Consider the following 16,796-nt stretch of genomic DNA (forward strand, 5'->3'; position numbering starts at 1 on the left):
TATCAATAAAGGGTTATCAATTCACAATTTCTTAACAATAATAAAAAATCGTTTATTTTTTCTCAACTTTAACCTTGAATTTTTCTTCATCTATCTCTATTTCGTCAAAATTCGAGAGTGAATTTACAAATTCTATTTTATCTGACAATACTTCTTCAGAAATATATGCATCATTGTTAATAAGTTCTTTCTGGAACGGCGAATTCTCTTCCAATTGGATTGATATTCTGTCCGTTAAATCAAAATCTTTTTCTTTTCTAAGGTTTTGAACTCTATTAATGAATTCTCTCGCAATTCCTTCCGATTTCAACTCATCCGTCAGCGTCAAATCTAATGCCACAGTTGTTTTTCCTTCGCTTGCTACTGTCCATCCCGGAATGTCTTTTGTGAAAATTTCTACATCTTCAGTGGTGATTTCGTATCCGGAAACAGTTGCTTTTCCTTCTTTTTCTAAGGAAGCAATTTGCTCAGAAGTGAAATTGGAGATTTCTCCAGCCACAGTTTTCATATCTTTTCCTAATCTCGCGCCCAAGGTTTTGAAATTTGGTTTGATTTGTTTTACAATAAGATGCGACGCTTCTTCGGAATTAATCAGTTGCAATTCCTTCACATTCACTTCTTGTTTAATTAACTCTGAAACAGCTAGGATTTGCTCTTCAGTTTTCTTATCCAAAACCGGAATCATTACTTTTTGAAGTGGCTGACGAACTTTCACGTTTTCTTTCTTTCTCAATGAAAAAACCATCGATGTGATTTGCTGAGCCAAATGCGTTTTCTCAACCAAATCCTGATCAATCAAGCTTTCATTTACAACTGGGAAATCCGTCAAATGAACAGAGTTTACCAAATCTTTTCCAGTAACTTTATTCAAATCCTGGAACAATTGGTCCATAAAGAACGGCGCAATTGGCGCAGAAAGTTTCGCTACAGTTTCCAAGCAAGTATATAGAGTTTGGTATGCAGAAATTTTGTCATCAGAATAATCGCCTTTCCAGAAACGTCTTCTGCAAAGTCTTACATACCAATTCGATAAGTTGTCATTAACGAAATTATTGATTGCTCTTGAAGCTTTTGTTGGCTCGTAATCTTCGTAGAAAGATTTAACGTCTTTGATTAATAAATTTAATTCAGATAAAATCCAACGGTCGATTTCCGGACGGTTTTCAATGTTGCTTTCCAGGTATTTGAAACCGTCAACATTGGCGTACAAAGCGAAGAAAGAGTAGGTATTGTAAAGCGTTCCAAAGAATTTTCTACGCACTTCATCAATGCCTTCAATATCAAATTTCAGGTTTTCCCAAGGATTCGCATTGGAAATCATATACCAACGCGTCGCATCTGGTCCGTAAATCGAAAGTGTTTCGAATGGATCAACGGCATTTCCGAGACGTTTCGACATTTTCTGCCCGTTTTTGTCCAAAACCAAACCGTTTGAAACGACATTTTTATAAGCTACAGAATCGAAAACTGTCGTTGCAATCGCGTGCAAAGTATAGAACCAACCACGAGTTTGGTCAACGCCTTCCGCAATGAAATCTGCCGGGAAAGCTTTGTTGTTATCAACTTGCTCTTTATTCTCGAACGGATAATGTAATTGTGCATAAGGCATCGCTCCGGAATCGAACCAAACATCAATCAAATCGCTTTCACGCTTCATCGGTTTTCCGGATTCTGAAACCAAAGTGATTTGGTCAACAATATTTTTATGAAGGTCGACTAAAGCATAATTTTCCTCAGACATATTTCCAATCTCGAAATCTTTGAAAGGATTTTCTTTCTGGAAACCAGCTTCGATGGATTTTTCAATTGCGTTGTACAATTCTTCAACAGAACCGATTAAAACTTCTTCTTTTTTATCTTCAGTTCTCCAAATCGGCAACGGAATTCCCCAATACCTCGAACGTGAAAGATTCCAGTCGTTGGCATTTTTCAACCAATTTCCGAAACGGCCTTCACCTGTAGATTTTGGTTTCCAGTTGATGGTTTCATTCAAATCGAACATTCTGTCTTTCACATCAGTTACTTTGATGAACCAAGAATCTAATGGATAATACAACAAAGGCTCATCAGTTCTCCAACTGTGCGGATAACTGTGAACATATTTTTCAACCTTGAAGGCTTTGTTTTCTTTTCTTAATTTTAAGGCAATTCTCTCATCAACAGAAAGATACGCTTTTAAATCAGAAATAATTGATTTTAAATTTTCTTTTTGAATATTGAATTCTGTGCTTTTTTCTTCTTCATTCAAATATTCGCCTTTCACATATTCATTCGCAAAACCGTAAGCGTCGTCTTTTACAATCGATAAAAATTTTCCCTGCATATCAACCAAAGGAACCGGATTTCCGTTGTCATCCAAAACCAACATTGGCGGAACTTCAGGTGTTGCTTCTTTCGCAACTTTCGCATCATCTGCACCAAAAGTCGGCGCAGTGTGCACGATTCCTGTTCCATCTTCCGTCGTTACAAAATCTCCGGCAATCACTCGGAAAGCGTTTTCCGGATTTTGATAAGGTTTGGCGTAATCTAATAATTGCTCATATTGAATTCCAACCAAATCTGCACCTTTGAATTCTGCTAATATTTGATAAGGAATAACTTTGCTTTCAGAAGTGTAATTTGCGAAATCTTCATCAGTTCCTTCCGCATATTTTTTCGCAAATTGTTTTCCAACCAACGCTTTCGCCAAAACAATATTGATTGGCTCAAACGTATATTGGTTGAATGTTTTCACCAAAACATAATCGATTTTTGGTCCAACCGTCAAAGCAGTGTTGGAAGGTAAAGTCCAAGGTGTCGTCGTCCAGGCAAGAAAATAGACATCAGATTTTGGTTGCTGATTGTCAAATTCTTCCCAGTGCAAAGCTCCGCCGCAACTGTTTCCTGCAGCTTCAGAACTTTCTATTTTGGAATCAGAATAAGCAAGTGCCGATAACTTTTTCCAGGTTTCGCTTGCGTTTTCGGGCGCTTGTTTTATTTTAAATTGAGCTACAACAGTTGTATCAGAAACATCACGGTAAGCGCCTGGCTGATTTACTTCGTGGGAAGACAATCCTGTTCCTGCTTTCGGAGAATATGGCTGAATTGTGTAACCTTTGTACAGCAAACCTTTATCATAGATTTGTTTCAAAAGCCACCAAACCGATTCCATATATTTTGGCTTGTAAGTGATGTACGGATTATCCATATCCACCCAATAGCCGATTTTTTCGGTCATATCGTTCCAGACATCGGTGTAGCGCATCACGGCGTTTTTACAAGCTTCGTTGTATTCTTCGATGCTTATTTTCTTGCCGATATCTTCTTTGGTAATTCCCAATTCTTTCTCAACGCCCAATTCTACGGGAAGTCCGTGCGTGTCCCAACCTGCTTTTCTGAAAACCTGCTTTCCGGATTGCGTTTGGAAGCGGCAGAAAATATCTTTAATCGCTCTCGCCATTACGTGGTGAATTCCCGGCATTCCATTGGCGGAAGGCGGTCCTTCATAGAAAACAAATTCCGGTTGTCCTTCGCGGATTTCTACGGATTTTTTGAAAGTATCGTTGGTTTTCCAAAATTCTGCAACGTTTTTTGCAGTTTCGGTTAGGCTAAGATTTTTATATTCTGTGAACTTGCTCATTTTCAATGTCTGAAATCTGTTTCTGATAGATTAAGTTTGCGAATTTAGTGATTTTTGTCGATTTTTAAAGCATCTTTTGCTCGGTTTCTGAATGTTAAAAACTTCAAATTCAGAATCATAAAATTGGTTTATGTTTTTATAAATTTGTCACATAAAATTATCATCCTTGGAAATACACCCAACCATTGAAAAATCCGATTTAAAGTCAATCAAAACCTTTCAGGAAAGCAAATTAAAAGAGCTTTTGGTTTACCTAAAATCCAATTCGCCGTTTTATCAAAAATTATTCAAAGACAATAAAATTGATATTAATGAAATCAAAACGCTTGAAGATTTAACAAAAATTCCGACGACTTCCAAAAATGATATTCAGGCGAATAATCAGGATTTTTTCTGTGTTCCTCAAAGCGAAATTGTGGATTACAGCACAACTTCCGGAACTTTGGGCGATCCTGTGACTTTCGGATTGTCGGACAAAGATTTGGAAAGATTGGCTTACAATGAAGCTATTTCTTTTGCTTGCGCTGGAATCCAAAAAGGTGATGTTGTGCAGATGATTACAACCATCGATAAAAGATTTATGGCTGGTTTGGCTTATTTTCTCGGACTTCGGAAAATGGGTGCGAGTGTTGTGAGAATGGGACCTGGAATTCCGGAACTGCAGTGGGATTCGATTTCCAGATATAAGCCGAAATATCTGATTACAGTTCCGTCTTTCCTATTGAAAATGATAGATTACGCCGAGAAACACGGCATCGATTATAAAAATTCCAGCGTTTATGGTGCCATTTGTATTGGAGAAGGACTTAAAAATCAAGACTTTACTGATAATATTCTGTCCCAAAAAATCAAAGAAAGATGGAATATTCAACTATTTTCAACTTATGCATCGACGGAAATGAGCACCGCTTTTACAGAATGTAAATTTCAAATCGGTGGTCATCATCATCCTGAATTGATTATTACAGAAATCCTTGACGACAATGAAAATCCATTAAAAGAAGGAGAAAGTGGCGAATTGACGATTACGACTTTGGGTGTTGAAGCAATTCCTCTTTTAAGATTCAAAACGGGAGATCTTGTGAAAGCGCATTACGAACCTTGCAAATGTGGAAGAAACACGATGCGTCTTGGTCCTGTTCTCGGCAGAAAACAGCAAATGATAAAGTACAAAGGTACAACGCTTTATCCGCCTGCGATGAGTGATATTATGAATGATTTCGGAAATGTTTCGTGTTATCAAATTGTCATTAAATCAGACGAAATTGGTTTGGACGAAATCATCATCAAACTAAGTACAGACAACGAAACCGAAAATTTTGTGGACGAAGTGCGAGACCATTTCCGTGCAAAACTGAGAGTGAGTCCGAAAATTGAAGTTTTGGATTTTGAAGTTTTGTCGAAGGTCGTTTTCAATCCAACGAGTCGTAAGCCAATTAATTTTATAGATTTAAGGAATTGATTTGCTGGATTTTTGAAGTTCCAGTTTTTCTAATTTGATGAAGTTAGCAAGATTCTTCACCGCAGAATCGTGAATCCTGACGAATGGGTTTTTCTTATCCCAAACATATCCGGCGAGAACCGCGCAGATTTTTCTTTTTACATCGGGGTTTTCCGGTTGGTGGAAAAATAATTCCTGTAAATTCCCAGTGTACCATTCTTTCACATAAGTCGTAAAAACGTTGACGCCGTACAAAATGTAATCCGAATATTCTTTTTGCCAATCGATGGTTTCGCCGTTCAGTTGTCTTAAGGCTAATTTTGCGGAAAGCATTCCGGATTCCGTTGCGAAAGCCATTCCGGATGAAAAAACCGGGTCGAGAAATTCCGAAGCATTTCCAGTCAAAGCGAATCCGTTTCCGAATAATTTTTTCACGGAACAGGAATAATCTTTCAAGTGTCTCGGTTCAAAAAGAAAATCAACATCATCAAAACGTTTTACATAATAATCGGAAAGTGAAATGGCTTTTCTCAAAGCTTCCGTCGTATCGCCATTTTCCGAGAGTTTATCAATATAATCAGTCGGCCCAACGATTCCTAAACTTGTTTTTCCATTCGAAAAAGGAATCACCCAAAGCCAAACTTCGGTTTCAATAATATCGAAAGAAATCAATGTTCCTTCCACGCCTTTTTCACGATTAATATCATCAACGTGGGAAAAAATCGCGGAATGTGGAGAAAGTTTTGAAGGTTTTTCTAAATCCAACAATCTCGGCAAAACTCTTCCATAACCGCTGGAATCGATAATGAATTTTGCGTGAATTTCCTTTGTTTCGCCATTTTTATTTTTAACAGTTGTAATTGAATCAGAACCATTAAATTCCACAGAAATCACTTCCGTTTCAAATTCCAAATCAACGCCTTTTCTGATAACTTCATCTGCCAAAACTTTGTCGAAATCTGCTCTGGGAACCTGCCAAGTCCAATCCCAGCCTTCACCAAATTTATTACTAAAATCAAAAATACAGACTTCATCACCTCTCATAAATCTTGCGCCAAGCTTCTTCTCAAAACCTTGGCTGTCCAACGCTTCGAAAAGTCCAGCTTCGTGAAAATGGTCCATCACTCGCGGAATCAGGCTTTCTCCGACAACCAATCGCGGAAATTTGGTTTTTTCTACCACTTTCACTTTTGCGCCGTTGTTATGAAGATATGCGGAAGACACACAACCCGAAGGTCCGGCTCCAATCACTAGGACATCTACAAATTCTTTCATTATTTCTGATATTCTATCTATCTTTGCGTCACAAAATTAATCACAAAAAATTGATTTCGAATCAGTTTTCTCCTTTTTTTAAATAATGATAGATGGTATTAACGGCTAACCTCAAATTAGAGGATTTTTATAAAATTATTTTCGATAACGAAACGCTTGAATTAAGCGAAGCACTTTTGTCGAAAGTAGAAAATGGTTTCAATTTTTTAGAAGAATTTTCCAAAGACAAAGTGATTTATGGCGTCAACACTGGTTTCGGACCAATGGCGCAATACAGAATCAGTGAGGAAAACAGAAATCAGCTTCAATATAATTTGATAAGAAGCCACTCTTCCGGCGTTGGAAATCCACTTTCGCCACAATCTGCAAAAGCCGTGATGTTAGCGAGATTGAACACTTTGAGTCTAGGGAAATCGGGAATTCATCCTTCGGTTATTTTTTTATTAAAGGAATTAATTAATAAAGATGTCACGCCGTTGATTTTCGAACACGGTGGCGTTGGAGCAAGTGGCGATTTGGTTCAATTGGCGCATTTGGCTTTGGTCTTGATTGGCGAAGGCGAAGTTTTTTATAAAAATGAAAGACGCGAAACAAAAGATGTTTTTGCAGAATTAAATCTGGAACCGATAAAAGTCCACATTCGCGAAGGTTTGGGATTGATGAACGGAACTTCTACGATGACGGGAATTGGGATTATTAATGCCTATTATTCCAGAAAATTGGTGGATATATCTTTGAGACTTTCTTGTGCAATCAACGAAATTGTGAAAGCTTATGACGACCATTTTTCAGAAGCTTTAAACTCTACAAAAAGACACGCAGGTCAGCAGAAAATTGCTTCAAGAATGCGCGAAAGCCTTTATGACAGCAAACTAATTAGAAAAAGAGAAGACCATCTTTATAATAAGGAAAATAAAGAGGAAATCTTCAAAGATAAAGTTCAGGAATATTATTCTCTCAGATGCGTTCCGCAGATTTTGGGACCGGTTTTGGACACTTTGGAATTCACGGAAAAAATATTGGAAGATGAGATTAATTCTGCCAACGACAATCCGATTATCATTCCCGAAGATCAACACGTTTACCACGGTGGAAACTTCCACGGTGACTATATTTCTTTGGAAATGGACAAGCTGAAAATCGTCATCACAAAACTTACAATGCTTGCAGAAAGACAGCTCAACTATCTTCTGAATGCAAAAATCAACGAGATTTTCCCGCCATTTGTCAATCTCGGAAAATTAGGATTGAATTTTGGTATGCAAGGTGTTCAATTCACCGCAACTTCCACAACAGCGGAAAGTCAAATGTTGTCGAATCCGATGTACGTTCACAGTATTCCGAATAACAATGACAATCAGGATATTGTGAGTATGGGGACCAATTCTGCAGTGATCTGTAGTAAAGTTATTGCAAATGCTTTCGAAGTTCTGGCTATTGAATTGATTACCATTGTTCAAGCGATTGAGTTTTTGGAATGTCAGAAAGAAATTTCATCTAATACTAAAAAACTGTACGATGATGTTCGCTCAATTGTTCCGGCTTTTAAAGAAGATTTGGTGATGTATCCGTTTGTAGAAAAGGTGAAGGAATATTTGAAGAATTAATTTGAAACCATCGTTTAAACCTATAGGAATTAAAAAACAATAACCAATGAAATGTGCAATCATAACAGGCGGATCCAGAGGAATTGGTAGAGCAATCTGTCTGAAATTGGCAGAAGAAAAAAACTATCATATTCTGATCAATTATACATCCAATGAAGCTGCAGCAAAGGAAACTTTAGCCAAAGTTGAAGAATTGGGTTCTACAGGAGAAATTCTTAAATTCGATGTTGGTAATGCGGAAGAAACTCAAAAAGTTTTAAATGAATGGCAAGAAAATAATCCAAAATCCATTGTCGAGGTCATCGTCAATAACGCCGGAATCACAAGAGACGGATTATTTATGTGGATGCCGAGCGAAGACTGGAACTCAGTGATTAACACCAGTTTAAATGGTTTTTACAATGTGACCAATTTTTTCATTCAGAAATTATTGAGAAACAAATACGGCAGAATTATTAATATGGTTTCTGTTTCAGGAGTAAAAGGGACGGCCGGACAAACCAATTATTCAGCTGCGAAAGGTGCTTTGGTTGGAGTGACAAAAGCTCTGGCCCAGGAAGTTGCCAAAAGAAATATAACAGTAAATGCCGTTGCTCCCGGTTTCATCAAAACAGATATGACGCAGGATTTCAATGAAGATGAACTGAAAGCAATGATTCCCGCCAACCGATTTGGTGAAGCAGAAGAAGTAGCAGATTTGGTCGCATTTTTAGCATCAAAAAAATCTTCATACATCACAGGAGAAATTATTAATATTAACGGAGGAATTTATTCATAAAAATCAGGTAGCAGATAATAGGTGGCAGTTTTTTCAACCTAAAATCTACAACCGATAACCTAAAATTTTAAATGGAAAACAGGGTAGTCATTACCGGAATGGGAATTTATTCTTGCATCGGAACTTCTTTGCAAGAGGTGAAAGAATCCCTGTATCACGGCAAATCCGGAATTGTTTTGGTGGATGAGAGAAAAGAATTTGGTTTCCGGTCGGGTCTCAGCGGAGTCGTTCCGAAGCCAGATTTAAAAAATCTTCTCAGCAGAAGACAGCGCATCAGTATGGGCGAAGAAAGTGAATATGCTTATCTCGCAACGCTTGATGCTCTGAAACAAGCCAACATCGATCAGGATTTTTTAGATGAAAATGAGGTCGGAATTCTATACGGAAACGACAGCGTTTCAAAAGCAGTGGTAGAGTCTATCGACATTGCAAGAGAAAAAAAAGATACAACATTGATGGGTTCCGGGGCTATTTTCAAGTCGATGAACTCCACTGTGACGATGAATCTTTCTACTATTTTTAAATTAAGAGGAATTAATCTGACCATCAGTGCAGCCTGTGCAAGTGGATCTCATTCACTGGGATTGGCTTTTATGATGATCAAAAACGGTTTTCAGGACATCATCGTTTGCGGTGGTGCACAGGAAACCAATAAATATTCGATGGCAAGTTTTGACGGTTTGGGCGTATTTTCGGTGAGAGAAAATGAACCAGCCAAAGCATCAAGACCTTTCGATTCAGACAGAGATGGTTTGATTCCAAGTGGTGGCGCGGCAACTTTGATTGTTGAAAGTCTGGAATCTGCCCAAAAAAGAGGTACCAATATCATCGCAGAAATCGTAGGTTACGGATTTTCTTCAAACGGTGGACACATTTCCACGCCAAATGTTGAAGGTCCCGCATTGGCAATGAACCGAGCTTTGAAGCAGACTGGTTTGGATGTGAAAGATATCGATTATATCAATGCACACGCAACTTCCACACCATTAGGCGATGCGAATGAAGCTAAAGCAATTTACGAGATTTTTGGCAGCGATGTTCCTGTTAGTTCTACCAAATCGATGACCGGACACGAATGCTGGATGGCAGGTGCGAGTGAAGTGATTTACTCAATTCTGATGATGCAGAACGATTTTGTGGCTCCGAATATCAATCTGGAAAACCCTGATGAAGACGCAAAAAAGATAAATCTGATCTCCGAAACTAAAAATCAAAAAATTGACGTATTTTTGTCGAATTCTTTCGGATTTGGAGGAACCAATTCTGCATTAATCGTTAAAAAATTTGTTTAAAAACACCATGGATAGAGATAAAATTGTTGCGATCGTTGATAGCTTTCTTGTCAATGAGTTCGAAGTTGATCGCGATGATATTGTGAATGAAGCTAATTTCAAAACCACTTTGGGCTTGGACAGCTTGGATTATATCGATATGGTTGTGGTGATCGAATCTAATTTTGGTGTAAAATTAGGTGAGACAGACTTCAAAAAAGTCATCACGTTTGAAGATTTCTATACCACAATAGAACAAAAGATTTCAGAAAAAACAGCCTAGTTTACGGTTTTATTTGTCTAATTTATAGCATCTAAAGTCTAACATCTGAACTATGAACAAATGGAAAGGCAAATCCAAAGGAACAATATTAGGCTACCGGATTTTCGTTTGGTGCATTAAGAATATCGGAATCCGAAGCTCCTATTTTGTCCTCTATTTCGTTGCGACCTACTACTTCATTTTCGAGAAGAAAAGCAACCAATATATTTCTTATTATTTCAAAAATAGACTGAATTACAATGCTTTGAAAACCAAACTTTCCGTTTTCAAAAGCTACTTCGTTTTCGGTAAAGTTCTGATTGACAAAACTGCAATTTCCGTAGGATTAAGAAACCGATTCACCTACGAATTCGATGGTATTGAAAATCTCAAAAATCTTCTCGCCGAGAAAAAAGGGGGTGTTCTCATCAGCGCTCACATCGGAAATTTCGAAATTGCCGAACACTTTTTTGCAGACATCGATTTTGATGCGCAAATCAATCTGGTCACAACAGACCAGGAAGTGACCGCCATCAGGAAATATATGGAAAGCATTTCCGTAAAGAAAAGCAACATCAAATTCATTTGTGTGAAGGACGATATGTCGCATATTTTTGCGATCAACGAAGCGCTTTCCAACAACGAACTCATTTGTTTCACAGGCGACCGATATTTCGAAGGCTCCAAATTTCTGGAAGCTGACTTGCTCGGAAAAACCGCCAAATTTCCTGCCGGACCTTTCCTCATTGCCTCCAGATTGCGCGTTCCTGTGGTTTACGTTTATGTGATGAAGGAAAAAAATCTTCATTATCATCTTTACGCAAGAGTCGCAGAGAACATAAAAAACCGAGATTCACAAGGCCTGCTCAACTCCTACGTCCAAAATTTGGAATCGATGCTCAAAAAATATCCACTCCAATGGTTCAATTACTTCGACTTTTGGGACGATATTGATTGATTTTCAATATATTTATGGCAGCTATTTCCGCCTTCCGTTCCCAAACCTAACGAAGTGGTTCGACGAAGTCAATCTTTTTGCCATCTCTTTTCCAGCCACAAAAAAGGATTTCCGCTCAGGCCGGGCTGCAGATTCGGTATAAAATCAAGAGTCGACATAAATAGTAAGTTTTTCTTTCTTAACAATTTTATTCATTGAAAAAACAATACGACATACTAGTCATCGGAAGCGGAATTGGTGGACTTGTTTCTGCCTTGGTTTTGGCGAAAGAAGGACTGAAAGTATGCGTATTGGAAAAGAATAATCAGTACGGCGGAAACCTTCAGACCTTTTCGCGGGACAAACTCATTTTCGATACGGGCGTTCATTATCTGGGCGGCCTTTCCGAAGGTCAGAATCTCCACCAATACTTCAAATATCTCGACATCGTCCACGATTTGAATCTCGAAAAAATGGACGAAATCGGATTCGACAAAATCACTTTCGAAAACGACGAAATCGAATATCCACATTCCCAAGGTTATAACAATTTTGTAAATCAATTATCGAATATATTTCCAAATGAGCGAAAAAATTTAATTAGATATGTTGATGAAATTCAGAATGTTTGCAACCAATTTCCCAGATATAATCTCGTAGGCGAAGGAAAATATGATGAAGACATTCTCTACATTAATGCTAAAGAATTCATAGAATCGGTAACATCAAACAAAAAATTGCAAGCCGTTTTATCAGGCTCTAATTTCCTTTACGCAGGTTCATCGAAAACGCCTTTGTACGTTCACGCTTTGACGGTTAATTCCTACATTCAAAGTGCGTATAAATGTACAAACGGTGGAAGTCAGATTTCTAAATTACTGATTAAACAATTGAGAAAATACGACGCAGAAATTTATAAGCATTCCGAAGTTTCAGAAATGATTTTTGATCAAGAAAATACTTTGAAATCTGTAAAAACCAAAAAAGGAAAAGAATATTTTGCCAAAAATTTTATTTCGAATATTGAGATAAAAACCACTTTAGATTTGATTGGTAAAGAACATTTCAAGAAATCTTTCACCAAAAGAATCGATGAATTGGAATCGGTTAGCTCGTGTTTCAGCGTTTATATTGTTTTGAAACCTAAGACTTTCAATCATTTCAATTACAATTATTATCATTACAAAAACGAAGAAAATATCTGGAATCAGTCCAATTATTCTGAGGAAAATTGGCCAGAATCTTATATGCTTTCGGCAACGGCTTCCAAACAAAATCCGGAGTTCGCAGAAAGTTTGACCATTCTGACTTATATGAATTACGATGATGTCATACAATGGGAAAACACTTTCAATACGGTTGCAGAAGAACACGAACGAGGAAAGACTTATGAAGCATTCAAAGTTGAAAAAGCTGAAAAGTTGATTTCTGAAATCGAAAAGAAATTCCCGGATTTGCATTCTCAAATCAAAGCTGTTCATACCTCTTCGCCACTTTCTTATCGCGATTACATCGGCGGTTACAAGGGAAATATGTACGGCTACACAAAAGATTCTTCCAATCCGATGAGAACTATTTTTTCGCCGAAAACCAAAGTCAGTAATCTTTTTCTGACAGGTCAAAGCGTGAATATGCACGGGATTTTGGGATGTACGATTGGAGCGTTCAACACTTGCTCGGAGATTCTGGGAAAAGAATTGATTGATGAAAGATTGACTCAAGATTTAAATCAAGCTGATGAAAAATAGAGTTCTACTTTATCTGTTTTTTGTTTTAAATGTCATTTCGTGTGGCGTTTCAAAGTCCATCAATCACGTTCCGGAAATCAGCCAATATTCCCTTGAGATTCCGAAAGTTGAAAAATTAAACGACTCAACTTTTAGCTTCAAAGAAAATTATCTTACCAAAAATAAACAGCAACTTTGGGAACTCTATATCAAAGGAAATACTTTGCAGTTGGGTTATAACAATGGAGCTTTGACTCAAAGTTTGATGCAGAATCAGGAAGCGATTTTCTTTTCCAAGGTTGAAGGTTTTGTCCCATCAAAATTCAAACAAAAATTATTGAATGGTTTTTTGAAATGGTACAACAGGAAAATGTATTTGAACGTTCGGGAAGATTATCAAACTGAAATCTATGGTTTATCCCAATATTCATCGGACAAATACAACTTTATCGCGCCAAAATATCTTCGAAGTTTGTATTTGCACGGCGCACACGACATTGGCCACGCAATGCAGGATTTGGCGATGGTTGGCTGTTCGTCTTTGGCTGTTTGGAATGAAAATACGGAAGACGGCGATTTGTTGATTGGAAGAAATTTCGATTTTTATGTCGGCGACGATTTTGCCAAAAATAAGTTGGTCGAATTTGTAGAACCGGAAAACGGAATTCCGTATCTGTCGGTCAGTTGGCCAGGAATGATTGGTGTGGTTTCGGGAATGAACAAAGAAGGAATCACGGTCACTATCAACGCTGGAAAATCTAAAATTCCGATGACCGCAAAAACGCCGATTTCTTTGGTAACACGTGAAATTCTACAGTTTGCTAAAAATATTGATGAAGCGATTGCGATTGCAAAAAATCGGAAAGTCTTTGTTTCAGAATCGATTTTGGTTGGAAGTGCGAATGATAGAAATGCTGTCATTATTGAAGTTTCGCCGGATAATTTTGGCGTTTATAGAGTAGAGAACACGAGTAAGTTGGTTTGTACGAATCATTTTCAATCTGAAGTTTACAAAGATGACAAGCGAAATCAGAAGCAAATTGCGGAAAGTCATTCGGAATATCGATTCGAGAAACTTCAGCAATTGCTGGATGAAAACTCAAAATTAAATCCTGAAAAAATGGCTTCTATTCTAAGAGATAAATCTGGTTTGAAAGGAGAAAAAATCGGTTACGGAAATGAGAAAGCTTTGAACCAACTTTTGGCGCATCACGCTGTGGTTTTTTCGCCAGAAAAAAGATTGGTTTGGGTATCGTCAAATCCTTATCAACTGGGAGAATTTGTCTGTTATGATTTGAATAAAATCTTTTCTGATGAGCGATTAAAAACTGGAGAATTTGCAACTTCCGAATTGAATATTGCGAAAGATTCTTTTTTGGATTCTCGGGAATTTAAGAATTATGAAGAATTTAAAAAATTGAGTTCTCAGTTTGATGAAAATAAAATTTTGTCTGATGAATTTATCAATCATTATCAAGCTTTGAATCCGGATTTCTGGTTGGTTTATTATCAGGCTGGGAAATATTATTTCAATCAAAAAGATTATCAGAAGGCGAAATTTGAATTTGAAAAAGCTTTGACGAAGGAAATTACAACGGTTCCCAACAAAAAGAATGTTGAGAAATATTTGAAGAAGACTTTGAGAAAGTTGAGATAAACAGGCCAAATAATTCTCGTGAATTTTTATTAGTTTAGATTCCTACGGAATGACAAAATTGCATTTATTGTACAATCCCCAAACTTTGCGAAGCGCAACCCGACTTGAACGGAGCTCATTTTTTGTAGCTGGAAAAGCTTAGGCAAAAATAGCGGGAGTGGAAGGCGGATAAGTTGCCCAAATCATTCTAACCGTTTTCTGGATTGACTTTATTGAGGAAAAGATAAAAACCAACGCCCAAAATTGTGGAGACCGAAGATGCCAGAATCAGACTGCCGATAATGTATTGAAGCAGGTGATTTTTGACCAGTTCGAAGTTGATTTCGTGATTCATAAAATTGGTTTCTCCATCCACAAAAGGAGCGCCAATAAAGAGAGAACCTGCAATAATGAACGGAATAAACGGCGGAAAACTGATGTTGGAAGAGACAAATGCCAGCACTTTGTTGAGCTTGAAAATAACGGATAAAGAAATCGTCAAAAACGTCTGCAATCCCCAAACCGGCGACAGTCCGATGAACACGCCCAAGGCAATGGAAAATGCTTTGGTACGATTGCTTCCGTCGCTTTCCAAAACGTCTTCTTTGATAAAATTTTTAAAACTTTTCTTCCTGAAATTATGTATAAAATTTCGAGGTTTGATGTAGGCTAAAGTGATGATAACCAATATGGTATTGAGAATACTGATTCGTGTAAAATCTTTGAAAGGGCGGAAATGAGAAACCCGTTCCGCTGGGTCGTATAGGACTTTCACCGGAACATTTTTGACCGGAACATTTTTCCACGCGGTTCTTACGATAATTTCGATTTCAAACTCGAATTTTGGTGTGAAATATTTGTTAGGAATTTTGTTCAAGGGATAAAGTCGATAACCCGATTGCGTGTCCTGAAGTTTGATTCCCGTCTCAAACCAAAACCAGAAGTTGGAAAAATTGTTTCCGAAACTGCTTTTCTTAGGAATGCCATCTTGCGACATATTCCGGTTGCCGATGAGCAAAACATCTTCATTTTCCGCAAGCAAAGCTTCCACAAAAACGGGAATATCATCGGGATAATGTTGCCCGTCGGAATCTATCGTGATGGCAAAATCAAATCCAAGTTCCAAAGCTTTTCTGAAACCGATTTTCAACGCATTTCCTTTGCCTTTGTTTTCGGGTAAATTGATGATTGAAATTTGGCGATAATCGCTCAAAATGGACGAAGTAGAATCCGTGGAACCGTCGTTTACAACAATGATGTTTTGGGTGTAATCCAGCACGCCTTCAATGACGCGTTTCAGCGTTCTTTCGTTGTTGTAAGTAGGGATTAAAACGCAGATTTTCCTTTCTAAGATGGCGTTTCGTACTTCGTGAATGGTCATTATTTGAATGAAGCTTTTTCGGAGGCCGTCATCGTTTTGGATTGCCCGGCAAACTGTTTGATGTAGCTTTTCAGGTCAGCGTTTTGTTTGCTGTAGTTGTTGATGAGAAAAGTTTTGTCTTCTTTCAGATTCTTGTGGTAACCCACGATTTTTGGGATGTTTTCCTGAACGCTCATTCTTATGACACGTAATTCTGCATTATTTGGATTGCTCGCAATGAGGCTTTCCAAGGTAGTTGCGCCCGATTTTACAAAGGATTTTCTTTTGTTTTTTTCGGTCGTCACTTTCGCTTCCAAGATTTTAGAAGCAGATTTGTAGGCAGAAATTACGGGGTCATTTGATGATTTTTTATCAGCCAAAGCAATGAAATTCTTAGCATTCTCGTTTGATGAGTTTGCTTTGGAGTAGCTGTTTCTCAAAGATTCCAGGTCTGACTGGAAGAATGAGAAGAACATAAACATTAAAGTGAACATCAATTTCATAACCTTAAATTTTGTTGTAATTAACAGACATTTTTAATGCAATTGTTTCGCCAAAACTGGTGGTGTTTTTTACTTTCAGTTCTCCATCTTTTTCGGTAATGTCCAATTGTAAAAACAGATCCGGCGTTTCAAAGGGATTGATGATGGCCATAAACTTCACATTGGAAGCTGATTTCAGGAACAATTTTGAAGCGGTGAAATTTTCAGTTAAGTCTTTCACAATCTGCATCATACAAACACCTGGCGTCACTGGATTTCCGGGAAAATGTCCTTTGAAAATCTCGTGGGCGGGATTGAGTTTTATCTTCGCAATGAAACTTCCATTCTCTGATTTTTCAGATGATTCTAAAGTGTAAAAGTTGTTAAGAATGGTTTGCATA

Annotated in this window: 13 protein-coding genes; 8 read left to right on the top strand and 5 right to left on the bottom strand. The window is 37.7% G+C overall.

Annotated elements, in window-relative coordinates; all coding sequences use genetic code 11:
• Positions 1–52 precede the first annotated feature (52 nt).
• Positions 53–3,619, bottom strand: a complete 3,567-nt coding sequence (gene ileS, locus OPU68_RS01490; RefSeq protein WP_498472186.1) for an isoleucine--tRNA ligase — start codon at positions 3,617–3,619, stop codon at positions 53–55.
• Between the two features lie 172 nt (positions 3,620–3,791).
• Here ileS and flxY point away from each other — a divergent pair, with 172 nt between their 5' ends.
• Positions 3,792–5,081, top strand: coding sequence for a flexirubin biosynthesis putative acyl-CoA ligase FlxY (gene flxY / locus OPU68_RS01495; protein WP_498472336.1), 1,290 nt, complete (start codon positions 3,792–3,794; stop codon positions 5,079–5,081).
• On the opposite strand, the gene OPU68_RS01500 is transcribed toward flxY, so the two are convergent.
• The gene (locus tag OPU68_RS01500; protein ID WP_498472337.1) at positions 5,070–6,338 is read right to left on the bottom strand and encodes an NAD(P)/FAD-dependent oxidoreductase; all 1,269 of its coding nucleotides are present in this window, start codon (positions 6,336–6,338) and stop codon (positions 5,070–5,072) included. The two genes, flxY and OPU68_RS01500, sit on opposite strands and share 12 nt — an antisense overlap.
• Positions 6,339–6,427: 89 nt before the next feature.
• Between OPU68_RS01500 and flxA the strand changes: the two genes are divergently transcribed.
• The 7 genes from flxA (at position 6,428) to OPU68_RS01535 (ending at position 14,574) form a co-directional block, all read left to right on the top strand.
• Positions 6,428–7,942, top strand: coding sequence for a flexirubin biosynthesis tyrosine ammonia-lyase FlxA (gene flxA / locus OPU68_RS01505; RefSeq protein WP_498472187.1), 1,515 nt, complete (start codon positions 6,428–6,430; stop codon positions 7,940–7,942).
• Between the two features lie 46 nt (positions 7,943–7,988).
• Positions 7,989–8,720: a flexirubin biosynthesis SDR family reductase FlxB gene (gene flxB / locus OPU68_RS01510; RefSeq protein WP_498472188.1), complete on the top strand. Its 732-nt coding sequence runs from the start codon at positions 7,989–7,991 to the stop codon at positions 8,718–8,720.
• A gap of 71 nt (positions 8,721–8,791) precedes the next feature.
• Positions 8,792–10,012, top strand: a complete 1,221-nt coding sequence (locus OPU68_RS01515) for a beta-ketoacyl-[acyl-carrier-protein] synthase family protein (protein WP_498472189.1) — start codon at positions 8,792–8,794, stop codon at positions 10,010–10,012.
• A 7-nt stretch (positions 10,013–10,019) separates the two neighbouring features.
• A complete protein-coding gene (locus tag OPU68_RS01520) occupies positions 10,020–10,274 on the top strand; it encodes an acyl carrier protein (RefSeq protein ID WP_498472190.1) in 255 nt (84 codons plus the stop codon).
• Positions 10,275–10,326: 52 nt separating this feature from the next.
• On the top strand, positions 10,327–11,211 hold the full coding sequence (locus OPU68_RS01525) for a lysophospholipid acyltransferase family protein (protein WP_498472191.1): 885 nt from the start codon (positions 10,327–10,329) through the stop codon (positions 11,209–11,211).
• 194 nt (positions 11,212–11,405) lie between these two features.
• Positions 11,406–12,938, top strand: a complete 1,533-nt coding sequence (locus OPU68_RS01530) for a phytoene desaturase family protein (protein ID WP_498472192.1) — start codon at positions 11,406–11,408, stop codon at positions 12,936–12,938.
• The gene (locus OPU68_RS01535) at positions 12,928–14,574 is read left to right on the top strand and encodes a C45 family autoproteolytic acyltransferase/hydrolase (RefSeq protein WP_498472193.1); all 1,647 of its coding nucleotides are present in this window, start codon (positions 12,928–12,930) and stop codon (positions 14,572–14,574) included. Before OPU68_RS01530 ends, OPU68_RS01535 begins: the two co-directional genes overlap by 11 nt.
• Positions 14,575–14,761: 187 nt before the next feature.
• On the opposite strand, the gene OPU68_RS01540 is transcribed toward OPU68_RS01535, so the two are convergent.
• Genes OPU68_RS01540 through OPU68_RS01550 form a run of 3 tightly spaced genes read right to left on the bottom strand, consistent with a single transcriptional unit; the run spans position 14,762 to position 16,795 of the window.
• Positions 14,762–15,934, bottom strand: a complete 1,173-nt coding sequence (locus OPU68_RS01540) for a DUF2062 domain-containing protein (RefSeq protein ID WP_498472195.1) — start codon at positions 15,932–15,934, stop codon at positions 14,762–14,764.
• The gene (locus OPU68_RS01545; RefSeq protein WP_498472196.1) at positions 15,934–16,416 is read right to left on the bottom strand and encodes a hypothetical protein; all 483 of its coding nucleotides are present in this window, start codon (positions 16,414–16,416) and stop codon (positions 15,934–15,936) included. The genes OPU68_RS01540 and OPU68_RS01545 overlap by 1 nt, the downstream gene beginning before the upstream one ends.
• Positions 16,417–16,420: 4 nt before the next feature.
• Positions 16,421–16,795, bottom strand: a complete 375-nt coding sequence (locus tag OPU68_RS01550; protein ID WP_498472197.1) for an ApeI family dehydratase — start codon at positions 16,793–16,795, stop codon at positions 16,421–16,423.
• Between the last annotated feature and the right edge of the window lies 1 nt (position 16,796).

This window comes from Chryseobacterium sp. TB1-D10 (assembly GCF_059803555.1).